Source organism: Thermasporomyces composti, assembly GCF_003386795.1.
Lineage (GTDB): Bacteria > Actinomycetota > Actinomycetes > Propionibacteriales > Actinopolymorphaceae > Thermasporomyces > Thermasporomyces composti.
Genome location: NZ_QTUC01000001.1, coordinates 1,027,168 through 1,052,889, shown reverse-complemented (window position 1 = coordinate 1,052,889; position 25,722 = coordinate 1,027,168). Strand labels below are relative to the sequence as shown.

Sequence of the window (25,722 nt, the reverse complement as noted above, 5' to 3'; positions counted from 1 at the left end):
GTTGCCGCACCATGGGCCGGGGCGCGTTCGTGTGTACGTGTCGCTGGCCGGTTACCGCACGCGCCTCAACCTCGCTCCCGTGGTCGAGGACCGCGACGTCTCACCAGCCCCGCTCTCGTCGTGGGAGCCGACGCTGCGAGCTTCGTCGGTGTGGCCGGGGCCCCTGGCGTCGTCCGCCGTCCCCGTGTCGCCGGCCTTCCGGGTGCCGGCAGCCTTGTCGCCGTCGACAGAGCGGTCGAGCTCGTCGTCGATGGACGTCCCGTGCTCGTGGAACGAGCGCCACAGCTCGATGCCTTCGAGTGACCCCTCCCGGATCTCCTGCACCAGCTGACGGGTCCAGCGCAGGTCGGTCTCGAGGTGGGCGCGCACGTAGTCCCACTCGATCCAGAGCAAACGTGGGAGGTTGATGTTGGCGTGCGTCGCGTCGAAGCTGGCGAGGGTGCGTTCGAGTTGCTCGCAGCGGCGTTCGAGCAGCGCGACCACTTCATCCGGGGGAAGGCCGGGGAGGAGCGAGAGCCCAGCCTCGAACTGGGTGTACTCCTTGACCGGCGTCATCAGCAGCTCCGACAGCCAGTCCTCGAACTCGGCTCGGCCGGCCGCCGTCGCCCGGTAGATGGTGCGCTCGGGACGGCGGCCCTCGCGCACCGTCTCCTGCGGCTCGATGAACCCGTGGGCGACGAGCTTGTCGACCACGGAGTAGAGGGAGCCGTAGTTGAGCTTGATGCTGCCTTCCTTGTGGCGCTCCCGAAGCGTGCGCGACATCTCGTAGGGGTGCATCGGCTTCTCCAGCAGGAGGCCGAGGACGACCAACGCCAGAGGGTTGGAGACCTTCCGTCGGCTCATCGCGCTCGTCCTCCTCCCGGCGCCGGGCCTGCTCATGCCCCGCCTGCTGGGACACCGCCACAGAATATCTCGTGAGTAATATTCGACTTCGAGTATTAGGAATTGATCACTCGTTGTCAAGTGACGAGTGTGACGTCGCGCAGCCGGGGCCGAAGGGCCGTCGCGGGCGCGGCTCGGTGGGGTCGACGACCCCACGCCGTGCCGAGGCGGCCACTTCTCGCATCGCCTGGGGCGGGGTCCCAACCCAAGGGGTGGTCAGGGCGACGTTCGTGTGGTGCTCTCAGACCGCCCTGGGGCGTGTCCAAGTCCGGGCACGCCCCAGGGCGGGTGCTGTGCGGGCCTGCTCGCCCGCACAGCACAGCCGGCCGACGAGTCCAGAGGCCGACGAGTCCAGGGGTCGGCGAGATCAGAGAGTTGGCGAGATCAGAGCGGTGGTGAGATCAGCGAACGGACACGCGCCTCAGAGCCAGCCGTTGCGCTTGAACGACCGGTGCAAGGCGAAGCACGTGACAAGGATGACCGAGAGCACCGCCGGGTAGCCGAACCGCGACTCGGTCTCCGGCATGTACGAGAAGTTCATGCCATAGATCCCGGCGATCATCGTCGGGACCGCCATGATCGCCACCCACGCGGAGATCTTGCGCATGTCCTCGTTCTCGGCGACCGTGAGCTGCGCGAGGCTCGCCTGGAGGATCGAGGTGAGCAGCTCGTCGAACGCCGCGACCTGCTCGCGGACCCGGGTCAGGTGGTCCTCGACGTCGCGGAAGTACTCGCGGATCTCCGGTGCGATCAGCCGGATGGGACGTTCGGCGAGCTGGCGAAGTGGGCCAGCGAGGGGTGCGACAGCCCGCTTCAGCTCCAGCACCTGCCGCTTGAGCTGGTAGACGCGTCCGACGTCACGGGCGCCGCGGGCGGAGAACACGGAGATCTCGAGCTCCTCGATGTCCTCCTGGAGCCGGTCCACCGCGGCGAGATAGTGGTCGACGACCCGGTCGGCGACCGCGTGGAGGACCGCGGAGGGACCGTGCGCCAGCTGGTCTGGGTTGTCCTGGAGCTGACGGCGAACCTGGTGCAGCTCGTTGTGGTCGCCGTGCCGGACGGTCACCACGAACTCCCGCCCGACGAACACCATGACGTCGCCGGTCTCGACGACCTCGTTCGTGCTCGTCGGGTCGGGCTCCGGCCGGTACCGCACCGTCTTGAACACCGCGAACAGCGAGTCGTCGTAGCGCTCCAGCTTGGGCCGCTGGTGCGTGGTCACGGCGTCCTCGACCGCGAGCGGGTGCAGGCCGAACTGCTCGGCGATCCCAGCGAGCTGATGCTGCGTGGGCTCGAAGAGCCCGATCCACACGAAGCCGCCGCCTTCCCGCGCCTCACGAACGGCCTCGGCGTAGGAGGTCACGTCGTCGCGGCGCTTGCCGTCGCGGTAGAGGGCCCAGTCGACGACCGCGGACTCGAGCTCGTCGTGCGGCGTCCTCGATTCGACCAACCCGTGGCGGTCGGAGAGTTCCGAGCGACGGCGGAGTGCGCGCATCATCGCGCGCGCACGACCCTTGGCGAGAACGGCGTTGCGGCTCGGGCTGATCGGAGTGCTCCGCGCGGCCATGAGTGCGCACCTCCTCCAAGGTCTCGGAACGGAACTGTCCACTGGACCGGATCGAACGGGGCGGACGCCCTCCGAGGCCGACCGGTGCGAGCCGGCGAGCGAGATCGCGTGCTTCAGCGACCGCGGGACCGTCGGCGTCGGAGGGCGCGGGTACTGCCAGAATGGGCAGATTTCACCCGGTCCACCTCCTTCGTGCCGGGCCCCACGGGGCGAGATGAGACAGACAGACGGGCCTGCCCGGAAGACGTTCGGTGGACACCACGAGGCAAGCCGGGCAAGACGACCCGCGCGTCAGTTTAGCAGCGCCGAGCACGGTGCCTGGGGCATCCTCGAAGGAGGGCCCGTGGTGGTCACACCGCTTGGACGGATGTGTCCTCTCGGGGAGTCTCACGAACCGGAAGGGGTCCCGGATGTCCATGTCACTGCCGCTGCCAGAGCCGCCCTCGGGCATACGAATCGGCTCGTATCCCACCTACGCCGAGGCGCAACAGGCGGTTGACTACCTGTCCGACCACAAGTTCGCGGTCGAGAACGTCACGATCGTCGGCAGCGACTTGCGGCTGGTCGAACGTGTCACGGGGCGGCTCACGCAGGGTCGGGCCGTCGCGATCGGGGCCGGTGGTGGCGCGTGGTGGGGCCTGTTCGTCGGTGTGCTGATAAGCCTGTTCGCCGCGACCGGCGCGAGCGCGATCGCGTTGATCGTCGCCGGTGTGGTGATCGGCGCGGTGTTCGGCGCGATCTTCGGGTGGCTGGCGTACCGGGCGACCGGTGGCCAGCGCGACTTCACGTCCAGAACCCAGGTCGTGGCCGGCAGCTACGAGATCCTCTGCGAACCGGCGCACGCGGAGGAGGCCCGCAACCTGCTCGCGCGGTTCGCGCTCCATACCGGCAAGCTGTGAGGACACGTGCCGACGTCTGCACAGCTGTGGATCGTCCGGCACGGGGAGACCGCGTGGAGTCGGTCGCGGCAGCTCACCAGCGTCACCGACCTGCCGCTGACCGAGGAGGGCGAACGCGCCGCGCGAGCGGTGGGCGAACGGCTGGCGAGCACGAGCTTCGACCTGGTCCTTGCCAGCCCGTTGCGCCGGGCGCTCGACACCGCCCGGTTGGCCGGCTTCGGTGACCGGGTGAGGATCGAGCCCGACGCGCACGAGTGGCGGTACGGCGCCTACGAGGGGCGCACGACCGCGGAGATCCGCCGGGAGATCGCGGGCTGGTCGGTGTGGACTCATCCCGTGCCGGGCGGGGAGACGATTGCCGACGTGGCCCAGCGCGCCGACCGGCTGATCGAACGGATCCGACGTGACGTGCGCGAGCGTGCCCTGCTCTTTGCGCACGGCCACTTTCTGCGGGTCCTGGCGGCCCGCTGGGTCGGCCTACCGCCGGAGGTCGGCGCTCACCTGGTGCTCGACGTGGCCACGGTGTCGGTCCTCGGCTGGGAGCGCGAGGCCCCGGCGGTCGTCCGGTGGAACACGTGACCGGCGTCGGTTCCCGGCTGCCCACGCGAGGCAGACGGTTCGGATGACGTTCGCCCGCGCCAACGTCGCTCACAGATTCCAGGCCAGGAACGCCAGCTGGGCGGGCAGCATCCTCCGCCAGTAGCCCAACGTGTGCGCGCCGCGCTGGAAGCCGCCCGCGGGTCGCCGGTCGAGCCCGGCAATGAACGCCCGGGCCGCCGGCGCGAAGGGATCGTCGCGCCCGCAATCGATGCGGAGCGGGATGTCGCGCAGCGCGGCTTGACGCGCGTACACGTCGTGGGCGCGGAAATCGGTGACGTCGTCGAACGCGCCCGGCCAGACGTCGTCGTAGTCCCGCCAGAGTGCCGGGCTCATCGCGGCCGCCGCGGCGACCCGGTCCGGGTGCCGCTCGGCGAACAGGAGGACGCCGTATCCGCCCATGGACCACCCGAGCAGCCCGATGCGGTCGGTGCGCAGACCGCGCTCGGCCAAGCGGGGGAGCAGCTCGTCGACGATCATGGCCTGGGGGTCGTCACCGTCGCGGCGACGGTGCCAGAAGCTCAGCGATCCGCCATCGACGGAGACGACGACGTACGGCGTGGGCCACTCCGCGACCGCGGCTGCCACGAACCGGTCGATCCCCAAGTCGGTGAAGGCCGACCGGTGGTCACCGCCTCGGCCGTGCAGAGCGAGCACGACCGGAAGGCGCGCGGTCGTGGGCACGTCGGGCGGGTAGGACGCGGACCAGGTGACCCGCTGACCGCGACGCGCCCGCGACCGGAAGGACTTCGTCACCCGGGCGCCGGGAGTCACCGACGGGACCACGCCGTCCGGGCCGGTGAGGCCGAGAGCGGCGTGGAGGTGAACTCGACCGGGTAGCAAACCGGCCTCGATGAACCCGACTCCGGCGGCTCCAGCGGCGAGGAATCCAGCACCACCGGCGAGCAGCGATCGGCGACTAGGCGGCATGCGGGCAATCGTGGCCGGGAACACCGCCGGCGATCAAGTACGCCGCGAGCGCAGCGGGCCCACAACGACGGGAACGCATCCCAGCGTGGTGATGGCGGCGGCAACCAAGGACCATGCGTAGCCGCTCACGTCCGAGACCGGCTGCGCGGGCCCTGGTCCGACGTCGCCTTGGACGCGTACTCGACCTGGCCGCTTCGTTCGGCCAGGAAACGAAGTTCGAGGGAAGTGAAGTCAATGCCCCCTGTCTCCGATGCGGCCCTCACCAAGGATCTGGACAGTGCGCTGTCGCTCTCGGTGCTGACGCAGTTGCCGGGGACCTTGCCTGAGCCACCGCACTCCCGTTCCATGCGCTCCTGGGCGGCCTTGGCGCGAGCGTCGTGGAAGACGTCTTGGTGTACTTCTTCAACGCCTTCTCGAGCTCTTCGGTGATCTCGAAGTGTGGCTTTGGGCCCTCGAACGAGCGGAAGACCTTGGCGTTCGTCTGAGCGACCAGAGCTTGGCAGTTGGCCCTCTTCGGAGAGCACGGCGGTCGTTCGGTGTACAAGGCGACGAGGTTCGTCCAGGGGACGTCGAGGTCATCGAGGAACTGCTTGATCCGTCGCTCCGAGTGGGAAGAGTCGGTCACCGAGTCCGTCTTGGTGTTGTTGAACCGACAGACCAGCAGCAGCTCCCGCACCGACGGGCTGAGGTCGAGCACCTTGTAGAGGCCCGGAAAGGCCTTCTTCAGTCAGTCCACTCGATGATGTTCTTCGGGTCGACCGGCTTCGTCGGCTTCTTTGTCGTGATGTCCGCGAGACCGCAGGCGACGTTGAGGTAGGGATCCATCCCGGAGCTGCCCGGGCCGTCGATGAGTTTCCGACGCTCGAAGGCGAGCGTGGCCATGGGGTGCTCGAGGTAGGGGCCCACCTTCGTCGAGACTCCTGGCTTCGGCTCGGGTGTTGCCGGCGCCTCCCTCGCGCCGAGGGAGGCGACGAAGGCCAGGACGATCGCGAGCGGACACCCAAACGTCCACGCGCGCCGGCTCATGACGAACCCCCCCCGTGAGTTCGTGCGGCCCTCGTATGGTCAGGAGGACATCACCGTGATCTGGCGCACCCGACGATCGGGTCGTCGGCCGTGAGCGTAAGGTCCGGCCGGGAAATGATGTCGAACGGTGATGTCGCCTAGGTCGGCAGGACGCCCCATCGGGTGAGGGCATCGAGCAGCCCGGGCGACGTGGGGAGGCGACGCACCTCCTCGAGCGTCACCCAGCGCGCGTCGGCGGCGTCGTCGCCGGGTCGTGGGTCGGACCGAGACGGGTCGACGACGGCACACTCGTAGTCGCGCACCACCTGGATGTCGCCGTCAGCGGTCGGGATCTGCGCCGTCCCCAGCAGGCGCCCCACCGTGACGGCGAGACCGGTCTCCTCCCAGACCTCGCGCACCACCGCGTCCTCATCACTCTCGCCAGGCTCGACCCGTCCGCCCGGCAGCGACCACAGCCCCATCCCGGGTGGTCGGCCGCGACGCACCATGAGCATCCGGCCGCTCGCGTCCTTGACGACCGCTCCCACACAGGGCACCCGCCGGCTCGCCACCGCGGCAGCATACGGCATCGCCGAGGAACCAGTCGCCGAGGAACCATGGGTCGCCACGTACCAAGGTCGACGAGTGACCGCTGGGTCGACGAGTGACCATGGACCCTTGACGCTCCACGGCGCACGGAGGAGCGTCGAACGCATGAGGGGCGATCCGCTTTGTCCGAGATGTCACGGCAAGCTTCGATCGCCGTCGGTGTGGGAAGCCAGCTGGACCTGTCCCGTCCACGGGCGCGTGGAGCCCCTGTGGCCGTTCGCCCAGCCCTCTACGGAGTTCATCACCTGGCTCGCCGACGAGATCCAGCTGCCGGCCTGGCTGCCGTGGCCCCTCCCGCACGGCTGGGTCCTCACCGGCGCTGGATACGCCGGGCGAGACCCGAAGTCCGCCCGGGCGAGCGTCGTCGCCTGCTCGGGGCCGAACCCGCTCGGTGGTGCCGGTGAGTTGATGCTCGTCGCCGAGGACATGGGTGTCGGGGTCGGCGCCGGATACGCCGCACTTCCCGGACCGGATCCGGGCGAGTCGATCGGTCGGGGCGGCCCCCAGGCGAAGGTGGAGGCCGCGGGACGGCTCACGCCGCTGTGGGTGGTGCCCGGTCCGGACGATCGCGCGATCTACGTCGGGGAGGCTGAGGGGCACTGGCTGTGGCTGGTGTTCTATCCCGAGACTGCTGGAGCGTTGCTGCTCGACCTGCTCCAGTTGGCGGATATGCGAGGGCTGGGACACGAGATCGAGCTACTTCCGTACGGCGCGTTGACGCCGCGCATGTACGAGCCGTGAGTCGACCATCTGGCGACAGGCGGCAGTTCCGGGCGTCGCAGACGTCGATGACGTGCGACGCAGGGTGAGAATGGGCGTGACTTCCAGGAGGCGTGGTGCGCATCGACCTTCACACGCACTCGAGCCGCTCGGACGGCACGGACTCACCAGCTGGGCTGGTCGAGCACGCCGCGGCGGCGGGGATCGACGTCGTGGGGCTCACCGACCACGACACGCTCGCCGGCTGGGATGACGCCATCCGAGCCGCCTGGCGTCACGGCGTGGGACTCGTGGTCGGTGTGGAGATCTCGTGTCGCCTCGCCGGAGCCAGCGTGCACATGCTCGCCTACCTGGTGGATCCGACCCATCCCGGGCTGCTCGCCATGCTGGAGTGGGTTCGCGACGCCCGGGCCGCTCGGGTGCCCGCCCTCCTGGACCGGCTGCGCTCGTACGGCATGGACCTCAGCATGGACGACGTGGCCGCGCACGCTCCCTCGACGGCGTCGGTGGGGCGGCCGCACGTGGCGGACGCGCTGGTGAGCGCCGGGTACGTCGCCAGCCGGCAGGAGGCGTTCGAGCGGTGGCTCGGTGAGGGCAGGCCGGCCTACGTTCCGCACGACGCGCCCGAGCCGACCGAGGTGATCAGGACGGTCCTGTCGGCTGGGGGTGTCCCCGTCCTGGCACACCCTCGCGGTCGGAAGAGCCGAACCGTGCTCACCGACCAGGTCGTACGCCAACTCACCGCCGCGGGGATGGGCGGCATCGAGGTGGACCACCACGACCATGCGCCTGACGTCCGAACCGAGCTCCGCGCTCTGGCGGCCGAGCTGGACCTGGTCGTCACCGGTTCCAGCGACTACCACGGTCGAGGCAAGGTCGAGCACGAGCTCGGCTGCCACACGACGACCGAGGAGGAGTTCGCTCGGCTGCTCGACCGCGCGCGAACGAACGCCGAGCGGGCGCAGCGACGCGTCCCGGAGTTCATCCCGCCTCGACGGTGACGTCCGCGAGGTCACCCGGGCACGCCGTCGCGTTCAGCGGGGGTGGAGGTTGGCAGGATGGCGGTATGACGGCACCCCAGCAGCTCGGCTTCGACGCCATGCCGCGCCGACTCTTTCGGGCGACGCCGACGCGGCTGATGAGCTGGCTGGACTGCCCGCGTCGATACCGTTTCAGCTATCTCGAGCGTCCAACGCCGCCGAAGGGGCCGCCGTGGGCCCACAACAGCGTGGGTGCCGCCGTCCACACCGCGCTGGCTGGGTGGTGGCGGCTGCCACCGGACGAGCGGACGCCGAACGCGGCCGGCGACCTCCTCGTGCGCTCCTGGATCGACGAGGGCTTCCGCGACGCCGCGCAGAGCCTGCGCTGGCGCGACTACACCCGTGGGATGGTCGAGCGCTACGTGGCGGAGCTCGACCCGTTGGACGAGCCGGTGGGTGTGGAGCGCACGGTCGCGCTGACCACGTCGACGCTCGCTCTGTCCGGCCGGGTCGACCGCATCGATGAGCGGGTGCTGGACGACGGTCAGGGCGTGGAGCTGGTCGTCGTCGACTACAAGACCGGACGTCGGACGCTCACCACCGCGGACGCCCGCACCTCCCTGGCCCTGGCGATCTACGCCGCCGCCGCGAGCCGCACGTTGCGACGCCCCTGCCGTCGCGTGGAGCTGCATCACCTGCCGACAGGCGCGGTGGTGGCGTGGGACCACACACCGGAGTCGTTGGCCCGGCATCTGTCCCGTGCCGACAGCATCGGCGAGGAGGCGGCGGCCGCGGAGGAGGCATACGCGCGAGGCCTGTCACCGAGTGAGCAGGACGAGCTCTTCCCGCCTCGACCCGGACCCCAGTGCCAGTGGTGTGACTTCGCGGCGCACTGTCCCGAAGGACGCCGCGCGTACCCGACGCGTCTCCCCTGGGACGGGCTGGACTCCACCGTGGGGTGACCGGGTCACGCGCCTGGACCTCGCCACGCCCGCACACGCTCGCATCGCGATCATCGTCGCCCTACCGTAGAGGCATGGATCTGCTCCGGCTGTTGGCTGAGCCGCGCAAGCTGTTCGGTGGCGCGACCGTCGTGCTCGCGGTCCTCGCCGGGCTCTGGGCGTTCGGGCAGTCGGAGGGTCGCATCACGACCGGCATGTACCTACTGCTGCCGGTGGTCGTCCTCAGCGTCGTGGCGTGGAAGGTGGAGAGCGCCGTCAAGGGGTGGCTCTATCTCTTCGTCGGCTGGGCGCTCGCCATCGTCGCCTACGGCGCCTTGTTCCCGATGGGGCTGTGAAAGGCCGCCGACCGGCGTGTTCGCTGGGTTGCGGACGGGGCGGTGAGGCGGAGGCACGGGCGCTTCGTGTGGTGGCGTGACGGCGCCACGCCGGGACATTTGCGATCGTTGCCGAGTCGTGACAATCTTCACCCGTCCACGTTCTGGACGCCCTGGTGCTCGTCCACGACCTGGGCGGACCACCGCACGCAGGACGCACGGAGGGAGGGGCTTCACGGATGAAGCACGCCAGCCACCGGCGCCCGCGTCGTCGACGTGGACGGGTGGTGGCGGCGACGACGTCCGCCCTCACGTTCGTGGTCGCTCTCCTCGGCGGTGCGGGCGTGCTGCCGGTGGACCTGTCGCCGACCAGCGTCACGGCCGAGGCCGACCTCGCCGAGCGCACCCGAGTCGTCGCGGACCGAGCGAGGCGGGACACCTCACCAGCGCCCTCGCCGCGGACGACCACCGCATCGGCCACACCCTCACCACGACGCCCCAGCCCCAACCCCACGGCACTGCCACCGGGGAGCGGGAGCGGTAAGCGCATCGTCTACGCGTTGTCCGCGAACCGCGTGTGGCTGGTGAACGAGCGCAACGAGGTGGTCCGCACCTACCTGGTCTCGGGCACCAGGTTCAACCAGGTCCGGCCCGGTACGTACAAGGTCATCCGCAAGCGGCGCTACACCACGAGCTGGCACGGCACCGAGCGGATGCAGTACATGGTGACGTTCACCTTCGGGCGCAACGCGGCCATCGGCTTCCACGACATCCCCGTCGACATCAAGACAGGCAAGCCGGTGCAGCGGCTGGACCAGCTCGGTCAGTCGTTGTCCGACGGCTGCGTGCGCCAGGCGCGGCCGGACGCCAAGGCGCTGTGGGACTTCGCGCCGCCCGGCACTCCCGTCATCGTCCTGGCGTGACCGAGGGTGGCGGGCCGGGTGACCGACCTGCGGCGACGCTCCCGCGTAGCCCGCTCCTGAGCAAACCGTGCCGCTGAGGGGTGCACTCCTGGGCTACGTGGAGGACGTGTCCTGCTCGCCGGGGCCGGAGGTCGTGGCCTCGCCACGGATCACACCGCGCCAGCGCCGGATCCGACGCCGCCGCCGCGTCGAACGCTGCGCACCGGGGTTCGACGCGTCAGCCGGCTGCGCATCGGACGACACCGCTTCGGCCCCCTCCGTTGCGTCTGTGCTCTCGACGGCCTCAGCGCTCGATGCGGCGTCGGTCCTCGCTGGCGCGTCAGTGGTCGGCGTCCCTTCCTCGACCGGGACTCCGCGCCGCAGGCGGCGCCGACGACGACGTCTGGTCCGGCGTTCCGTGCGCTCCTCGCCGTCTCGCGTCTCGGTGCCCTGGCGGGACCGCCGACCACGCTCCTCACGGCGACCTCGGCGATCGTCCTCACGCCCTCGGCGGGAACGCCGCCGGCTCCGGCCGGTCGCGGTGATCTGCGAGGAGCGGGGCTCGCCCACCCGTCCACCGGCGTCCTTCGGGATGCCGAGGTCGTGGTAGAGGTGCTCGGACGTGGAGTAGGTCTCGACCGGCTCGTCGAAGGGCAGCTGGAGAGCGGCGTTGATGGCCTTCCACTTCGGGACATCCGGCCAGTCGATGAAGGCCACCGCGATGCCGGCCGCGCCGGCCCTGCCGGTCCGTCCGATCCGGTGCAGGTAGGTCTTCTCGTCGTCGGGGCAGGTGTAGTTGACGACGTGGGTCACGCCCTCGACGTCGATCCCGCGGGCCGCGACGTCGGTCGCGACCAGGACGTCCACCTCGCCCTGCCGGAACGCGTCCAACGCTCGCTCCCGGGCGACCTGACCCATGTCACCGTGGATGGCGGTGGCGGCGAACCCGCGCTCGGCGAGGTCGTCGGCCACCCGCTGCGCGGCACGCTTGGTCGTGCAGAAGACCATGACCTTGCCACGGTTCTCGGCCTGGAGGACACGGGCGAGCACCTCGGGCTTGTCGAGCTCGTGGCAGCGGTAGACGAACTGGGCGGTGGCCGGAACGACCTCGCTCTCGCCGGCCGCCTCCGCCCGCACGTTGACCGGATGGCGCATGTGCCGGCGAGCCAACGCGACGATGTCAGCCGGCATGGTCGCCGAGAACAGCATCGTCTGGCGCAGCTCGTGGGTGAGCTCGATCAGCCGCTCGATGTCGGGCAGGAAGCCGAGGTCGAGCATGCGGTCGGCCTCGTCGAGCACCAGCACCTTGACGTGGGAGAGCGTCAGGGCGCCGCGGTCGGCGAGGTCCAGGAGTCGGCCCGGGGTGCCGACCACGACGTCGACCCCCTTCGCCAGCGCCTCCAGCTGCGCCTCGTAGGCGACGCCGCCGTAGACGGTGATGATCCGGGTGCCGAGCAGCGCGGCGGCGGCGGTGAGGTCGTCGGCTACTTGAATCGCGAGCTCGCGGGTCGGCACGACGACCAGGGCCTGCGGCTTGCCGGGCGCGTCGAGGTGGGCGTAGTCGCGGTCTCGAGGCCCGACGATGCGCTGGAGCAGCGGGATGCCGAACGCGAGCGTCTTGCCGGTGCCCGTCCGCGCTTGCGCGATCAGGTCACTGCCGGTGAGCGCGATGGGGATGGCCATCTCCTGGATCGGGAACGGCTCGGAGATGCCGACGCGCTCGAGCGCCTCAACGATGTCGGGCAGCGCCCCAAGATCCTTGAACGTCGTCAGTGCTTCTCGCCCTTTGCTCATGACGCCTGGCGGCGTGGTGGAGTCGGGGTGGGAGAGGGGCCTTCCCCGGCGGTGCCGAGGAGCCGCCACCCTCTAGGCACAGGGGAGGCGGTCGGCCGCCTCCTCGTTGCGCAGTCTATCCGTCGTCCGCCCCGAGTCCGGGGCGACGTTGGCGCGGCACCTCCTCGGCGTCGACAGGGCAGGCAACCAGACCATCTTCGGACGTGTGGGCGCCGGGTACTGAAACCGCCCGTCGCGGGTCGCTCTAGGCTCGAGCTATGAGCGAGAGCGAGCCGCGAGCGGTCGAGCAGGACACGAGCTTGGCGGGTGTCGCGGCCTACGACGACCCGGTCTACCGGGAGGCCGTCATCGACCTGCTCGGGGTCCTCGCCTACGGTGAGCTGACGGCCTTCGAGCGGCTCGCGGACGACGCCACCTTGGCACCGACCCTGGAGGACAAGGCCGCGCTCGCGGCGTTGGCCGTGACCGAGTTCCACCACTTCGAGCGGCTCCGGGACCGACTGCAGGACCTGGGTGTCGACCCGGTCGCCGCCATGGAGCCGTTTCGGACCGCGCTCGACTCCTTCCACCGCCACACCGCTCCGTCGGACTGGCTGGAGGGCCTGGTCAAGGCGTACGTCGGCGACGGGATAGCCACGGACTTCTACCGCGAGGTCGCTGCCCTCGTCGATGCCGACACCCGAGCGCTCGTCTTCGAGGTGCTCGAGAACTCCGGGCAGGTGAGCTTCGTCGTCGACCGGGTTCGCAAGGCGATCGCGGACGACCCCAGGGTCGCCGGCCGGCTCGCACTGTGGGGACGCCGCCTGGTCGGGGAGGCGCTTGCCCAGGCCCAGCGAGTCGCGGCCGAACGAGACGCCTTGACCGCCCTCCTCGTGGGCGGAGTCGACCGACCGGGGATGGACCTCGCGGCGATCGGGCGGATGTTCGCCCGACTCACCGAGAAGCACGTCCAACGCATGGCGACGCTGGGCTTGGACGCCTGAACGAGGCGACGCCCCCTCGTCGAACCGCCGGTCAGATCCTGCTACCGCGGCGCGCGGTGAGGCTCGCCGCGATGATGACGAAGATCGCCGCCACCGCGATGCTGATCAGCCACCGAATCCAGTCGACCCCCGAGGTCTCGGCGACCCCGAAGAGCCCAGCCAGCCAGTAGCCGACCAGGACACCGGCGATCCCGCAGATGACGGTGAGCCACAGCGGGATGTTGTCGCGGTGCTTGGGAGCCACCCACTTGCCGAGCAGGCCGATGATGATCCCCGCGATGATGACGCCGATGATGCTCATGGGCCATCCCTCCCTCCCCGGCCACGCTACTCCGGAGAGGCGGAGAGTGGTGGGCACATGACGCTGTGTTGTGGCGTCGAAGGGAGAAAACCAGGACGAAACGGGCTCCCCTGTGCCGCACGGCCCGGGGGCGTCACATGGCGCCGAAGCCGATGCGGCGCAGCTGCGGCCCGATCTCGATGTAGGCGATGCGGTCGGCGGGGACCAAGACGCGGCGGCCCTTCTCGTCGACCAGGCTGAGCAGGCCGTCGGACGCCTGGAGAGCCTTGCTCACGGCGGCTTCGATGTCCTCGGGCCGCTCGTCGCTCTCGAGCACGATCTCCCGCGGAGCGTGCAGGACGCCGATCTTGACCTCCACAGGTCACCCTCTTTCGCTTCCGAGTGGGCCTCGGCCAGGCCCGGTCGTTCCGAGCGATCGGTCCGTGCCCCTGGGGGACGAGCCAGGACCGCCGTTGTCGAGGCTAGCCCAGACCACCACCAGTCGGTGGCCCGCCCCGGTTCGCCGAGGGTGGCGAAGCCTGCTGGGAGGACCCGGGGCGCCAGGCCAGCCCGCGCCGGGCGCCAGGTTCACCCTTCGGTGCCGGCCCGGGGGAACCCACGGATGCCGCGCCAGGCGAGCGTGGCGAGGAATCGCGCCGCTTCCTCACGATCGATGGAGCCGCCGCTCGACACCCACCACCGGGCCGTCACCTGGCCCATCCCGGCCAGCCCAGCGGCGAGAAGCATCGACTCCTCCCGGGGCAGGCCGGTGTCCTCCTCGATGACCTGGGAGATCGCCTCCGCGCAATCGCGGCTGACCCGATCCACGCGTTCGCGGACGGCCGGCTCGTTGGTGAGGTCGGACTCGAAGACCAGACGGAACGCGCCCTTCTCGTCGCCCACGAAGCCGAGGTAGGCGTCCATGGTCGCCCAGACGCGCTGCTGGTTGTCGGTGGTGGAGGCGAGCGCGGAGCGCACCGCTTCGACGAGCTCCTCGCACGAGGCGTCCAGCAACGCGAGGTAGAGGTCCAGCTTGCTCGGGAAGTGCTGGTAGAGCACGGGCTTGCTGACGCCCGCGCGCTCGGCGATGTCGTCCATGGAGGCGGCGTGGTAGCCGACTGAGACGAACACCTCGCGTGCGGCGTCAAGGAGCTGCGCGCGCCGCTCCTGCCGGGGCATCCGGCCGCTCCGTGGGCGAGTGTCGGACATCGTCACCTCGATCCCTCCTCACTGCCGGCCCTCGTCACCGCCGGCGTGGGCAGGCCGGGCCCCGGCAGGTCACCACGGCGATCTCGTCGAGACCACCTCGTGGTGGCTCAGCGGCCTCACTGGTACTCATCGTCTTCGTCGATGTCGACCCTGAGCTGCTGTTCGAACACGTCAGCGACGGGCGCTTCCAGGTCGAGCTGGTCGGCCCGCAGCTCGACCTGCTCGTCGTCCTCCTCCTCGTCGACCGGCGTGTTCTCCAGCGCGTCCTCGTACGGGACCTCGATGTCGGACACGGCGCTCGCCTCCTCTGCTCGGCCGAGTCTGTGGCAGTCGGCGACTCCCGTCGCCCACTCGAACCGCCGGGAGCCGGACGGGTGCCCTTCGGCGACACCTGCGAGGTTGGCCACGAATGACCACCCCACGGTCGTCGCCGGCCGGGACCGCCCGCCTAGCCACGACACTAGCGGTGATTCGGCCAGGAAGGTACGACGAGCGGGACGGCGTCCGGGGCAGGCGCCACGCAGCGCCACCAACCCGCCGAAAGTGGCTCTCGCCCGGGACGGTCCGGCGAGGGGGTCGCTGTCCGGCTTCTCACCTGCTCCCGGCTTCTCACCTCGCGGTGTTCGCCTGAGCCCGCGAGCTCCGGGGATCCTCCGGCTCAGGGAAGTCGTTGCCGGGTCGTGGTCAGCGGCGCGAACAGGTCGCCCATGGCCTGGATGCGGTCGAGCACGTCGGTCGCCTCGAAGGTGAGGTCGCCCACGGTCCGGCACGCCTCCACCTCCTCCCACGTCACGGGCGTGGAGACGGTCGGTCGCTCCAGGCCACGCAGCGAGTAGGGGGCGACGGTGGTCTTGGCCGGGTTGTTCTGACTCCAGTCGAGGAAGACCTTCCCCTTGCGCAGCGACTTGGTCATCGATGCCACGACCAGGTCGGGATGGTCGCGCGCGAGCCGCTCAGCCAGCTCGCGCGTGTAGGCCGAGGTGGTCTCGCCCGGCGTCTCCTCCACGGGCACGTACAGCTGCATCCCCTTCGAGCCGGAGGTCTTCGGCCACGCGCGCAGGCCGTCAGCGTCAAGCAGATCACGGAGCAGGAGCGCGACTCGACAGCACGCCACCAGGTCCGCGGGTGGCCCGGGATCGAGGTCGACGACCACGAGATCCGGGTGGTGGACCCGGCCTCGCGGGCCGACGCGCCACTGCGGCACGTGCAGCTCGAGTGCCGCGAGGTTGGCCAGCCAGACCAGCGTCGCGAGCCGATCCACGACGACGTACTCGACGACCTCCGATCCGCGGGTGCTGCCCGGGGAGTCGATGGTCACCGTGCGCACCCAGGAGGGTGTGCCGCGAGGCTTGTTCTTCTCGAAGAAGGCTTCGCCCTCGACGCCGTCCGGCCACCGTTTACGCGTCAGCGGCCGGGACTCGAGGTGGGGGAGCAGGACGTCGGCAACCCGGCTGTAGTAGTCGATGACCTCGCCCTTGGTGAACCCGGTGCGCGGATAGAGCACCTTGTCGAGGTTGGACAGCTGCAGGACGTGCCGGTCCACACGCACGCGGACGGTCCCGCCGCTGTCGACTCCCATGGGCCCATCCTGCTCCCCGCCGCCACACCACGCGGTGATCTCTGGGTGAACGGCGTGCCGCGCGTGACCGCGGGGCCGTGGATAGGCTCGCCGTCATGCGCTACCGCTTCTTGGGGACGTCCGGCCTGCGCGTGTCCGTCGTGGGCCTCGGGTGCAACAACTTCGGCAGCCGGCTCGACCTGGATCGCACCCGCGCGGTCGTCGACGCCGCGCTGGACGCCGGGATCACGTTCTTCGACACCGCCGACTCCTACGGCAACCGGGGCGGTTCGGAGGAGCTGCTCGGCCAGGTGCTCAAGGGCCGGCGTGACCAGGTGGTGCTGGCCACCAAGTTCGCGAGCGAGATGGGCTACGGTCCGGCCGCGGGCGCACCGGGCAGCCGCGCCTATATCCGACGTGCCGTCGAGGCCTCGTTGCGGCGGCTGCGGACCGACTACATCGACCTGTACCAGATCCACCGTCCCGACCCGCACACCCCGATCGCGGAGACGCTCGCCGCGTTGGACGAGCTGGTGAAGGAAGGCAAGGTCCGCTACATCGGCCACTCCAACTTCTCCGCCTGGCGCCTCGCGGAGGCCGCGCACGTCGCCCGGGAGCTGGGCACCACGCCGTTCGTGTCGGCTCAGAACCACTGGTCGCTGCTGGAGCGGGGAGTCGAGGCCGACCTCGTGCCCGCGGCTCGGCACTACGGCTTGGGCGTGCTGCCGTACTTCCCGCTCGCCAACGGGTTGCTGACCGGGAAGGTGCGACGTGGCCAGCCCATCCCGGCCAACTCCCGGCTCGCCGGACGCGAGGACTACGTGACCGAGGAGAAGCTCGACAGGGTCGAGGCGCTGGTGAGCTGGGGTGAGCGGCACGGGCGGTCGTTGCTGGAGATCGCGATCGGCGCCCTCGCGGCCCAGCCCGGTTGCGCCTCGGTGATCGCCGGCGCGACGACCCCGGAGCAGGTCAAGGCGAACGCCGCCGCTGGGGAGTGGGAGCCGACCGCGGAGGAGCTGGCGGAGATCGACGCGATCGTCCCACCGCCAGGAGCGTGACGCCCGCCGGCGGCCGGTCCCCAGGCCGAGCATCGCTCGTTCCAGGCCGAGCACCGCTCGTTCTGCCGCGACGCCGGAGCCACGACGGCCGGCGGTGGACGGGTGCGGGACCGTCCGACCGGTGCTGGAGCACCGGTGCGGGAACATGGAAGGCATAGCGCCGGTTGGTGTCGAAGAGATCCGACCACGTGAGGAGTCGCCTGTGTCCCTGCCGCCTCTCGTCGAACCAGCGGACGAGCTCACCGTCGACGAGGTTCGCCGCTACTCCCGGCACATCATCATTCCCGAAGTGGGCATGACCGGGCAGAAGCGACTGAAGAACGCCAAGGTCCTGGTCATCGGAGCCGGCGGCCTCGGAAGCCCTGCCCTCCTCTACCTGGCCGCCGCCGGGGTGGGCACGCTCGGCATCGTCGACTTCGACGTCGTGGACGAGTCCAACCTGCAGCGCCAGGTGATCCACGGGCAGAGCGACGTGGGCAAGTCCAAGGCCGTCTCCGCCAAGGAGTCGATCGCCGAGGTCAACCCCCACGTCAACGTCATCCTCCATGAGGAGCGGCTGGACTCCTCCAACGCGCTGGAGATCTTCTCCGGCTACGACCTGATCCTCGACGGCACCGACAACTTCGCGACCCGCTACCTGGTCAACGACGCCGCGGTCATCCTCGGCAAGCCGTACGTGTGGGGCTCGATCTTCCGGTTCGAGGGCCAGGTGAGCGTGTTCTGGGCCAAGTACGGCCCCCAGTACCGCGACCTGTACCCGGAGCCCCCGCCGCCGGGCATGGTGCCGTCCTGTGCTGAGGGTGGCGTGCTCGGCGTGCTCTGCGCGTCGATCGGCTCGGTCATGGTCAACGAGGCGATCAAGCTCATCACCGGTATCGGCGAGCCGCTCATCGGCCGGCTGCTGATCTTCGACGCGCTGGAGATGAGCTGGCGTGAGCTGAAGATCAACAAGGACCCGAACACCCCGGAGATCACCGAGCTGATCGACTACGAGGCGTTCTGCGGCGCGATCTCGGACGAGGCGGCCGCGGCGATCCAGGACTCCACGATCGACGTGCGCACCCTCAAGGAGTGGCTGGACGCCCGCGAGCGGGGTGAGCGCGACTTCGTGCTGGTGGACGTCCGGGAGCCCAACGAGTACGAGATCGTCAACATCCCGGGCTCGATCCTCATCCCGAAGGGCGAGTTCCTGACCGGCGAGGCGTTCGAGAAGCTGCCGAAGGACAAGCAGATCGTGCTCCACTGCAAGGTGGGCGGTCGTTCGGCGGAGGCCCTCGCCGCGGTGAAGGGCGCGGGCTTCTCCGACGCCGTGCACGTCGCGGGCGGCATCTCGGCGTGGGTGAGCCAGATCGAGCCGCACAAGCCGTCGTACTGACCGGTTCGGGACGTCTCGGGGGCCGGCCGTGGCTCACGGCGCGCGTGAGGAGTACGTCGAGCAGGTCCTGTCGGTCGTCGAGCGCATCCCGGCCGGCAGGGTGATGACCTACGGCGACGTCGCCGAGTTCCTCGGCAAGGGCGGGCCCCGCCAGGTCGGGTGGGTGATGTCCCACTTCGGCGGGGCCGTGCCGTGGTGGCGGGTCGTCCGCGCGGACGGGCGGCCCGCCGACTGCCACGCGGGTGAGGCGATCCGACGGCTGCGCGCGGAGGGGACGCCGTTCGCCGGACTGGCGAGCGAGCGGGTCGACATGGCTCGCGCGCGCTGGGACGGCGCGTAGGGCGTGACGTTCGTCGGCGTCGCGGCGTTGCGGCTGGATGCGTGCCGCCGCGGCCGTCTGCCGAGCTCACTCCCCACCGCCGTGCGAGTTCGGCCGGTCGCGATTCGGGCAGGGGAGTGGTGTGACCGAACGCGTCCGGGTGCGGCTCACCGGCACCAGCGCGACCATGCTCGCCACGCTCTACGGGCGGGCCCTCGACGCTGAGTCCGCCGCTCCGATCTTGGGTGATCCGCTCGCCCAAGCGATTGTGGCGCGGATCGACATCGACTTCGATCGCTTTGGGCTGAGTCGGGACGAGGTCGTCAGCGTGGCGATCCGCGGGCTGTACCTCGACCGCGCGACGTCGGATCTGCTCGCGGGCATGCCCGACGCAGCGGTGCTGCACCTGGGCTGCGGACTGGACACGCGGCCCTGGCGGGTCGATCCGACGGCTCGTCATCGCTGGTATGAGGTCGATCTCCCCGAGGTGGTCGAGCTGCGCCGGCTGCTGCTTCCCGACCGGGCCGGCGTCCACCGGATCGCGACCTCGGTCACCGCGCCTGGATGGTTGGCCGACGTGCCGGCGAGCCAGCCGGTCGTCGTCGTGGCGGAGGGTGTCGTCCAGTACCTCGCGCGGGCTGACCTGATCCGGCTGCTGCAGGGAATCGTCGTGCGCTTCCCTCGAGGTGGGATCGCGTTCGACGCCTGGAGCCCGCTCGGCGCGTGGCTCGGTCGGTTCGAGCGGACGATTCGGGTGACCCGAGCGAGGCTCGGCGGGTGGGGCTTGGCGGATCCACGTGAGCTGGAGGTGCCCGGTCTGCGGCTCGTGTCCGTCCTCGATCTCCTTGACGTACCCGAGACCGTGAGGTTCACCCTGCCGACCCGGGTGCTGGTGAGCCTCATGCGGAGGGTCGCGCCGTTGCGACGGATCGGGATGATCCTGCGCTACGAGTTCGGCGAGGCCTCGTCTGGCGTCGGCTGAGCTGACTTCTCCCTGGGGTCGGGGACCTCGGCGGCTCCGCCGCTCTCCGCCGGTGGCTCGTGGTCGCACTCGCTCTGGGCCAGGTGGTCGAGGTCGTGCCGGATGGCGCGGACGAGTGCGGGGAACCCGACGATGAGGGCGTCACGCTCGGACTCTGTCATCGCGGCCATCCAGCGGACGTAGTGCCCGTGGAAGTGCGCGGCGATGCGGGCGTGGGCGGCGCGGCCACGGTCGGTGATGCGCAGCCGGTAGAGGCGGCGGTTGCCGGGATCGCGCTCGCGTTCGACGAGGCCCTTGCGCTCCATGTCGGCGACCATGCGGCTGACCGTGCTCTTCTCCAAGTGGACGCGTTGGGCGAGGTCGCGTTGGGACATCGGGCCCGCGAGGTCGAGCTCGTGGAGGGCGACGGTCTGCGACAAGGAGACCTCCTCGCCAGGCACCGCTCGGTCAGGCTGGAACGCACCGGCCAGCCGCACCAGCTCCATGAGCGCCGCGTGGAGCCGCGCCACCTCGTCGTCCGCCATCCGATCCTCCGCCTCACTCTCGCCTGACGAGCCTCCGCCGGCTCTCGCGCTAGATCAGAGTTGTGCCATACAACTGTCTCACGGTACGCTCAGCACAGTTGTATCGCACAACTCAGAGGAGAGGTCATGGGGGCAGGTCACGATCACCACCACCGCCACTTCCACTTCCTGCACCTCGGCGGCGGATCCGGAACTTTCGAGGGTTGGCGCAGCCGCGTCTACAACGTGCTGGCCCGGTGGCCGATGCGCGGCGTCTACCGGCGAATCGCGCAGGACCTCGCGGCCATGGCGCCGGAGCGCGGAGCAGTCCTCGATGTGGGAACCGGGCCAGGTGTGCTGCTCCTCGAGCTCGCGCAGCGGCGCGCTGACCTCACGCTCACCGGCGTCGACCTGTCCGCCGACATGGTGGCGTTAGCTCAGCGCAACCTCGCGAAGGTGGCCGACCGGGCCTCGGCGCGGGTCGCCGACGTGGCCGCCTTGCCGTTCGCCGACGAGTCGTTCGACCTCGTCGTGTCGTCCTTCAGCCTGCACCACTGGGAGGACCCGGAGGCGGCGGTGGCGGAGCTCGCACGGGTCCTGCGACCGGGTGGCGCGCTGGTGATCTACGACTTCGATCGGGCGCCGTTCGACCGGCTCGAGCAGGGTGCGCGAGAGCGGTCGCTGTTCACGGGCGCGCCGAGCCAGCGAACACCCTTCCGCGTCGGCCTGCTCACCCCGGGCCGCTGCGTCCGCTTCGTGATGACGACCGCGGCTGCCGGCTCGGCACGCCAGCGCTGAAGGGGCGCTCGCTCAGCGCTGAGAGAGCCACAGCTCCGAGTGAGGATCCGGACGCGGATGAGGCGCGTCCAGCTGACTGCGAGCGGTCGAGTCTCGCACCCCACGATGAGCGTGGTCGCTCGTCATTGCGGCGTGGCCACCGGGCTGCTCGAGCTCGTGGCGGCACCACGAAGTGGTTGCTCGCCGTTGTTCGCTCGTCGGAGATAGCTTATCCGCAGGTGGCCTGAGTCGCTGAGGACGTAGAGTTCCACCCTGTCGATTGCAGATGCGGGTCGTATCACCCAGATACGCAGTATGCGGAGCCTGGTGGTCAGCGGTTGTGTGGCTTGTCACAGTCTTGTAAGGAGGTCTCTAGCGAGTTGGGCTGCGTCACGTAATGGTCGCTCGCCATCCGGTCCAGTCTTTTGGTACCGAATAACAAGCAAATCTTCCCTACGTTGGACAATGAGTTTTACCTTGGCTTTTTTCGATACGGAGTTGTAGAAGGCGGCGACGCAGTACTGGTCGCCAAGTCCGGTGAAGTCCGGAACTCGTATCGCTGTGTCATTGTGGTCGTCGCGAATAGATGTCACGTTCTTGCAGTTCTGTCGGAAAAACTCCTGCGCATGATCTTCGCCAGAGGTCTTTAGGGTCTGCTCGTACCGGCTGGCGCGGACATAGAGAAGATCAGAGGTGTCGGGTTGTTTGGGGTCCGTTCTGACTACGCAGGTCCGATCGGACACTCCGAATGCTTCCTCCTCGTGATGGCTTGTGACCGGGTACTCAACCAAGGAGTCAAGGCGCTCCGTTCCTACGGCGGAGCAGATATCCTTGGGGAGTCGCGACGACTTCGTTGCATGTGGCGTTGAGGTGGTTCGAGCGTGTTGTTCGTCCTGTGAATTCCACGTGACAAACACCGCAGCGACGAGGAGGCAGAGGCTAGCGATGCCGCCGACAATAAGCGTTTCCAAGATGCCTGCGCGGGACGCAATCAAGCTGCGGATGCCATGGGGTGGGTGAGGCTTTTCGTGGCGCCTTCCATGGCAGGAGCGGTGTCGGAGGTGTCCGTCAGGTCTTGTCATCGGCCCTCACCGGTCCCCCATCTCTCCATGTCGTAGATTGCGCTCTTCGGTCTTGGCCAGTGGCCTCGCGGCAGCGCTACATTGGAGTGGAGGAGCTTCTCTAGGTTGGCTGCTGTCTGGGTGAATTCCTCCGCGGCAGTCTTCACGGCTTCTCTGGCATTTAGGACCGAATTGACGAAGGTCTGGATCGCCTCGCCGGGTACCATCAGAATATCCGGGGTAAAGCTACGGTTGAGCACCATAATGAGCTCGGCGAGGGCTGTTGCTGCGGCCCTTTCGATGTCGAACCAGAACCGATTGATGGCCGACGCGCACTGCGTGAGCAATGGGTTTAGTTCGTTTGCTAAGGAGCTGACGTACTCGATGGCTGCGTACTGGGTGGGCAGAAAGGCGTCGTAGGCTTCCTTGGCGTCGCCGGTCCAGTAGTCGATGATCTCCATCGAATTCGGGGTGAAGAGCGAAGCCTGTTTGCTGACTGGTCCGCCTATCTTCGCACTCCATGCTGAAGCCGCGGCGTCAAGTTGCCATGGGTCGCCGATGTTCGTCAGGAAGGGATTGATATGTTTGTCGCAGGTTTCCTTATATGCTTGGTAAGCTGTATGCAGGCTGTTCCTGCAACGTTCGGCGAGCTCGCGGAGCCAGAGACCACCTAGTGGGCCGCCAAACACGTTCCCCACGAAGATGAGGACGAGGTCATCTACGTCGAGGTCAAGAAGCCGAGCGAAACATTCTTCGATCTTTCCAAGTGCGTTCCTGATCTTCTCTTCGAGATCCTTAGATTCTTCGGATCGTTCCATGGGCTGCGGCCCGCTGAGGCGTTCCTCCCTTGCTACCATCCCTTCTCCTCCAGCATCCGTCCGAGCTGACGGAGTACTTCGAGGTTCTTCTGCTCCGTTCCGTCGAGTCGATTAGCTATGATGACGAGTCGGTGGCCGACATCGTCGAGGGTACGTTGCCCCTCATCCAGTAGGCGCAGTATTTTTCGGTGTACATCCTCGTAGAGCTTCGTGACGCTTCTGGGTTCGCGGCAAGCTTCGTCGGCTACGGTCCCGAAGTGCGCTACGGTGAGGCACAAGCAGGCGGCGGCTTGCTTGGCGCGTTCGAGAACTTCCGCCGCTTCGGACCAGATCTTGGCGTCCTTTCGCAAGGCGGCGATGGAGTATGTGATGTCACGGCCCTCGTTTCCAGCCAATTCAGTGTTCCTCCTGTCGAAGCCATCCCCGTAGGACTTGTGGATTGCTCGCGAGGGCGAGCACGCGGTCGGCGGCTGGTGTGGCCGTGGCCAGCGCGGGTTCGTGAGCGGAATCGAGAGACGCGTACGCTGACTCGAAGGCGTCCTTGACCGCCTGCACGACACGGGCTGTCGAGGCGCCAGCGAGCCAGTCCTCGGCGATCGTAAGCCGCACCAATGCTCCGGAGACGTTGAGCGTGATCCGGACCACATGGCGCGGGTCGCTGCCCGCATAGTCCACGGTCGGGTTGGGCTGGCCGCACTGGAGAACGTGTGCGGCCTCAGTGGTAACCGCGTCGAGGAGGTCTGTGAGGCGACCCAACGCGGCTAGCTGCTGACCAAGCGGCAGTCGTTCCCAATCCTCTGCGGAGAGGACTGAGGGGGTTGACTGGTCTCGGTCTCCAGGCTTGGTCGTCACTGCCTCGAGGTAGCTGAGACGTGCTTTGGTGACCGCACTAGCCAGGGCGTCGGTGAACCCGGCGACACCGACCTTGTCGCGCCACAACGCGGACAGTCGGAAGTCGACGACCCGCCCGGACGATGGGTCCATCGTGACCTGGACGCAGCCTGTGTCATCGGTGGCCGTGATCGTCTCTGATGACTCCTCCGGCTCATCCCACTGCATGCCCACCCCCACAGATGACCCCGAAGCCGGGGAAGCGATCTCGAGATCTTCGCGGGCCACATCGTACGGGGATCGGGGCGGTGTGGGTGGCCTGCCGGTGTGACCACTGTGGACAACGTCCTCACGGAGCGTAAGAGTCGGGACGCGGTGTAGGAGGGGTGTCTCGATCCTCCAATCCGTGGCGGGAGGGCGCTCTCGTCAGGGGACGGCCGTGTCGGCGGCCAGGGCTAGCATCGCCCGGTGCTCAACGTTCCTCGTGGCGCCGCGATGTACGTCGGAGCGCTCGTCGGCCCAGGTCTGCTCCTGGTTCCGGCGCTCGCCGTCCAAGCCGCGGGCCCTGCCTCGATCCTCGCCTGGCTCGGTGTCCTCGCCTTGTCCGCACCGCTGGCCTGGACGTTCGTCACGCTGGCCGTTCGCTACCCGACCGCCGAGGGTGTCGCGGCCTACGTCCGGGCTGCCTTCGGCGAGACCGCGGCCGGGTTGGCCGGCACGTGCTTCGTCGGCGGCGTCTTCGTCGGCGCTCCCGCCGTCGCGCTCACCGGCGGCCTGTACGTCGCGGAGCTCACCGAGTCCGGCACGGGGGTAGCGGTCGCTGTCGGGCTCGCCATCGCCGGGGCGGTCCTGGCGGCGAACGCCGTCAGCCTCCGGCTGTCGTCCGGCGTCCAGCTCGCGCTGGCCAGCGTGCTGGTCGGCATCGTCGCCCTGGCCGTGCTCGTGGCACTGCCCGGCAACGTGACCCGCAATTGGACGCCGTTCGCCCCGCACGGCTGGTGGGCGGTGGGAACCGCCGCCAACATCCTCATGTGGCTCATCTTCGGCTGGGAGGCGATGGCCCAGCTCGCCGGCGACTTCCGCCGGCCGGACCGCGACCTGCCGCGGGCCGCGGCGATCGCGTTCGGAACCATCACCCTGCTCTACGCCGGCCTGGGTGTGGCCACCATCGTCGTCACCGCGGACGCCAGCTCGCACGTCCCGCTCGCGGACCTCATGGCGGTCGGGTTCGGGGAGGTCGGTCGGGCGGCGACCGCGCTCCTCGCGCTCGTGCTGACGATGGGCGCGATGAACGTCTACGTGGGGTCGTCGGCGAAGCTCGTCGAGGCTCTCGTGAAGGCGCGGGCCCTTCCCCGCTGGCTCAGCGACGGCACGGACCGCGACATCCCCCGCCGACCGCTCGTCGTGCTCGGCGTCCTCTGCGTGTGCCTCCTCGGTGTCCTGGCGGCCGGCGTCATGACCCCGGACGGGCTCATCCGCGCCACGTCCGCCTGCTTCGTCGCCGTGTACGTCCTCGCTCTCGCGGCGGCGGTCCGTCTCCTCACCGGGCGCCAGCAGATCGCGGCGGTGGTGGCTCTGGCGCTCGTCTGCGTCGTGGGCGTGTTCTCCGCGGGCTACCTGCTCGTTCCCGCGCTGGCGGCCGGGTTGGCGATCGCAGTGCGCCGGTCGGCATCACGGAGGGCGCTGGTGTCCGCCGACCCGTCGTCGCCTCGGGAGGAGGTGACGGTCGGCACCCAGGCGGAGTGCACGGTCGGTTCCGCGGAGGGGCACCGCTGACCGGCGGTCCGTCTCGCCGGACGTCGTGGAG

The 25,722-nt window shown here is 69.3% G+C and carries 30 protein-coding genes; 14 read left to right on the top strand and 16 right to left on the bottom strand.

The genetic code is table 11. From position 1 onward, the window contains the following. Positions 1-51 precede the first annotated feature (51 nt). Positions 52-843, bottom strand: a complete 792-nt coding sequence (locus DFJ64_RS04565; RefSeq protein ID WP_245940943.1) for a PadR family transcriptional regulator — start codon at positions 841-843, stop codon at positions 52-54. A gap of 460 nt (positions 844-1,303) precedes the next feature. Continuing rightward, positions 1,304-2,449, bottom strand: a complete 1,146-nt coding sequence (locus tag DFJ64_RS04560; protein ID WP_115849316.1) for a magnesium and cobalt transport protein CorA — start codon at positions 2,447-2,449, stop codon at positions 1,304-1,306. Between the two features lie 410 nt (positions 2,450-2,859). Here DFJ64_RS04560 and DFJ64_RS04555 point away from each other — a divergent pair, with 410 nt between their 5' ends. Both DFJ64_RS04555 and DFJ64_RS04550 read left to right on the top strand, forming a co-directional pair. Next, positions 2,860-3,348: a YflT domain-containing protein gene (locus DFJ64_RS04555; RefSeq protein WP_115849315.1), complete on the top strand. Its 489-nt coding sequence runs from the start codon at positions 2,860-2,862 to the stop codon at positions 3,346-3,348. A 6-nt stretch (positions 3,349-3,354) separates the two neighbouring features. Beyond that, a complete protein-coding gene (locus tag DFJ64_RS04550) occupies positions 3,355-3,927 on the top strand; it encodes a histidine phosphatase family protein (RefSeq protein ID WP_115849314.1) in 573 nt (190 codons plus the stop codon). 69 nt (positions 3,928-3,996) lie between these two features. Here DFJ64_RS04550 and DFJ64_RS04545 read toward each other — a convergent pair whose 3' ends face one another. The 4 genes from DFJ64_RS04545 to DFJ64_RS04530 all read right to left on the bottom strand — a co-directional run bounded on the left by DFJ64_RS04545 (position 3,997) and on the right by DFJ64_RS04530 (position 6,452). Then, positions 3,997-4,875: an alpha/beta hydrolase gene (locus DFJ64_RS04545; RefSeq protein ID WP_115849313.1), complete on the bottom strand. Its 879-nt coding sequence runs from the start codon at positions 4,873-4,875 to the stop codon at positions 3,997-3,999. Positions 4,876-5,134: 259 nt separating this feature from the next. Further along, positions 5,135-5,572: a nucleic acid/nucleotide deaminase domain-containing protein gene (locus DFJ64_RS04540; RefSeq protein ID WP_170152492.1), complete on the bottom strand. Its 438-nt coding sequence runs from the start codon at positions 5,570-5,572 to the stop codon at positions 5,135-5,137. A 26-nt stretch (positions 5,573-5,598) separates the two neighbouring features. Beyond that, positions 5,599-5,901 carry a hypothetical protein gene (locus DFJ64_RS04535; RefSeq protein WP_115849311.1) on the bottom strand — a complete coding sequence of 101 codons (303 nt, stop codon included), beginning with the start codon at positions 5,899-5,901 and terminating at the stop codon, positions 5,599-5,601. A gap of 137 nt (positions 5,902-6,038) precedes the next feature. Continuing rightward, on the bottom strand, positions 6,039-6,452 hold the full coding sequence (locus DFJ64_RS04530) for an NUDIX hydrolase (protein WP_245940942.1): 414 nt from the start codon (positions 6,450-6,452) through the stop codon (positions 6,039-6,041). On the opposite strand from DFJ64_RS04530, the gene DFJ64_RS20145 reads away from it, so the two are divergent. From DFJ64_RS20145 to DFJ64_RS04505, 5 genes are all read left to right on the top strand, one after another. Beyond that, positions 6,388-7,230, top strand: a complete 843-nt coding sequence (locus DFJ64_RS20145; RefSeq protein ID WP_342768099.1) for a DUF6758 family protein — start codon at positions 6,388-6,390, stop codon at positions 7,228-7,230. The genes DFJ64_RS04530 and DFJ64_RS20145 overlap by 65 nt on opposite strands. Before the next feature lie 95 nt (positions 7,231-7,325). Beyond that, a complete protein-coding gene (locus DFJ64_RS04520) occupies positions 7,326-8,210 on the top strand; it encodes a PHP domain-containing protein (RefSeq protein ID WP_115851818.1) in 885 nt (294 codons plus the stop codon). Positions 8,211-8,275: 65 nt separating this feature from the next. Beyond that, positions 8,276-9,151: a RecB family exonuclease gene (locus DFJ64_RS04515; RefSeq protein ID WP_115849308.1), complete on the top strand. Its 876-nt coding sequence runs from the start codon at positions 8,276-8,278 to the stop codon at positions 9,149-9,151. A gap of 74 nt (positions 9,152-9,225) precedes the next feature. Continuing rightward, positions 9,226-9,486 carry a hypothetical protein gene (locus tag DFJ64_RS04510; protein ID WP_115849307.1) on the top strand — a complete coding sequence of 87 codons (261 nt, stop codon included), beginning with the start codon at positions 9,226-9,228 and terminating at the stop codon, positions 9,484-9,486. 218 nt (positions 9,487-9,704) lie between these two features. Next, a complete protein-coding gene (locus DFJ64_RS04505; RefSeq protein ID WP_115849306.1) occupies positions 9,705-10,388 on the top strand; it encodes a L,D-transpeptidase in 684 nt (227 codons plus the stop codon). Positions 10,389-10,481: 93 nt separating this feature from the next. On the opposite strand, the gene DFJ64_RS04500 is transcribed toward DFJ64_RS04505, so the two are convergent. Further along, complete coding sequence (locus tag DFJ64_RS04500; protein WP_115849305.1) at positions 10,482-12,161, bottom strand: DEAD/DEAH box helicase; 1,680 nt, start codon at positions 12,159-12,161, stop codon at positions 10,482-10,484. A gap of 257 nt (positions 12,162-12,418) precedes the next feature. On the opposite strand from DFJ64_RS04500, the gene DFJ64_RS04495 reads away from it, so the two are divergent. Beyond that, positions 12,419-13,144, top strand: coding sequence for a ferritin-like fold-containing protein (locus DFJ64_RS04495; RefSeq protein ID WP_115849304.1), 726 nt, complete (start codon positions 12,419-12,421; stop codon positions 13,142-13,144). Between the two features lie 31 nt (positions 13,145-13,175). Here the strand turns inward: DFJ64_RS04495 and DFJ64_RS04490 are convergent, their stop codons facing one another. The 5 genes from DFJ64_RS04490 to ligD all read right to left on the bottom strand — a co-directional run bounded on the left by DFJ64_RS04490 (position 13,176) and on the right by ligD (position 16,212). Beyond that, positions 13,176-13,445 (bottom strand): GlsB/YeaQ/YmgE family stress response membrane protein, encoded by a 270-nt coding sequence (locus tag DFJ64_RS04490; RefSeq protein ID WP_115849303.1) that lies wholly within the window; start codon positions 13,443-13,445, stop codon positions 13,176-13,178. A 133-nt stretch (positions 13,446-13,578) separates the two neighbouring features. Then, positions 13,579-13,803: a DUF3107 domain-containing protein gene (locus DFJ64_RS04485; RefSeq protein WP_115849302.1), complete on the bottom strand. Its 225-nt coding sequence runs from the start codon at positions 13,801-13,803 to the stop codon at positions 13,579-13,581. 209 nt (positions 13,804-14,012) lie between these two features. Beyond that, a complete protein-coding gene (locus DFJ64_RS04480) occupies positions 14,013-14,603 on the bottom strand; it encodes a TetR/AcrR family transcriptional regulator (protein ID WP_211310492.1) in 591 nt (196 codons plus the stop codon). 146 nt (positions 14,604-14,749) lie between these two features. After that, positions 14,750-15,040, bottom strand: coding sequence for a hypothetical protein (locus DFJ64_RS04475; RefSeq protein ID WP_115849301.1), 291 nt, complete (start codon positions 15,038-15,040; stop codon positions 14,750-14,752). 251 nt (positions 15,041-15,291) lie between these two features. After that, entirely contained in the window at positions 15,292-16,212 is a 921-nt protein-coding gene (gene ligD / locus DFJ64_RS04470; RefSeq protein ID WP_115849300.1) for a non-homologous end-joining DNA ligase, read from the bottom strand. Between the two features lie 95 nt (positions 16,213-16,307). Here ligD and DFJ64_RS04465 point away from each other — a divergent pair, with 95 nt between their 5' ends. From DFJ64_RS04465 to DFJ64_RS04450, 4 genes are all read left to right on the top strand, one after another. Beyond that, positions 16,308-17,249, top strand: a complete 942-nt coding sequence (locus DFJ64_RS04465; protein WP_115849299.1) for an aldo/keto reductase — start codon at positions 16,308-16,310, stop codon at positions 17,247-17,249. A gap of 202 nt (positions 17,250-17,451) precedes the next feature. Continuing rightward, positions 17,452-18,624 (top strand): adenylyltransferase/sulfurtransferase MoeZ, encoded by a 1,173-nt coding sequence (moeZ, locus tag DFJ64_RS04460; RefSeq protein ID WP_115851816.1) that lies wholly within the window; start codon positions 17,452-17,454, stop codon positions 18,622-18,624. A gap of 28 nt (positions 18,625-18,652) precedes the next feature. Further along, positions 18,653-18,964, top strand: a complete 312-nt coding sequence (locus DFJ64_RS04455; protein ID WP_115849298.1) for an MGMT family protein — start codon at positions 18,653-18,655, stop codon at positions 18,962-18,964. Between the two features lie 121 nt (positions 18,965-19,085). Next, entirely contained in the window at positions 19,086-19,925 is an 840-nt protein-coding gene (locus tag DFJ64_RS04450) for a class I SAM-dependent methyltransferase (protein WP_170152491.1), read from the top strand. Here the strand turns inward: DFJ64_RS04450 and DFJ64_RS04445 are convergent. Next, positions 19,889-20,449: a MarR family winged helix-turn-helix transcriptional regulator gene (locus DFJ64_RS04445; RefSeq protein WP_115849296.1), complete on the bottom strand. Its 561-nt coding sequence runs from the start codon at positions 20,447-20,449 to the stop codon at positions 19,889-19,891. The two genes, DFJ64_RS04450 and DFJ64_RS04445, sit on opposite strands and share 37 nt — an antisense overlap. A gap of 126 nt (positions 20,450-20,575) precedes the next feature. Between DFJ64_RS04445 and DFJ64_RS04440 the strand changes: the two genes are divergently transcribed. Then, the gene (locus DFJ64_RS04440) at positions 20,576-21,226 is read left to right on the top strand and encodes a class I SAM-dependent methyltransferase (RefSeq protein ID WP_211310491.1); all 651 of its coding nucleotides are present in this window, start codon (positions 20,576-20,578) and stop codon (positions 21,224-21,226) included. Positions 21,227-22,283: 1,057 nt separating this feature from the next. Here DFJ64_RS04440 and DFJ64_RS19185 read toward each other — a convergent pair. The 3 genes from DFJ64_RS19185 to DFJ64_RS04430 are packed head-to-tail and all read right to left on the bottom strand — an operon-like array spanning position 22,284 to position 24,068. After that, positions 22,284-23,123: a hypothetical protein gene (locus tag DFJ64_RS19185; RefSeq protein ID WP_147304596.1), complete on the bottom strand. Its 840-nt coding sequence runs from the start codon at positions 23,121-23,123 to the stop codon at positions 22,284-22,286. Beyond that, positions 23,117-23,479, bottom strand: coding sequence for a hypothetical protein (locus tag DFJ64_RS19180; RefSeq protein ID WP_147304595.1), 363 nt, complete (start codon positions 23,477-23,479; stop codon positions 23,117-23,119). The genes DFJ64_RS19185 and DFJ64_RS19180 overlap by 7 nt, the downstream gene beginning before the upstream one ends. Before the next feature lies 1 nt (position 23,480). Next, positions 23,481-24,068 (bottom strand): hypothetical protein, encoded by a 588-nt coding sequence (locus DFJ64_RS04430; RefSeq protein ID WP_147304594.1) that lies wholly within the window; start codon positions 24,066-24,068, stop codon positions 23,481-23,483. A gap of 315 nt (positions 24,069-24,383) precedes the next feature. On the opposite strand from DFJ64_RS04430, the gene DFJ64_RS04425 reads away from it, so the two are divergent. Further along, positions 24,384-25,691: an APC family permease gene (locus tag DFJ64_RS04425; RefSeq protein ID WP_115849293.1), complete on the top strand. Its 1,308-nt coding sequence runs from the start codon at positions 24,384-24,386 to the stop codon at positions 25,689-25,691. The last annotated feature ends 31 nt before the right edge of the window (positions 25,692-25,722 follow it).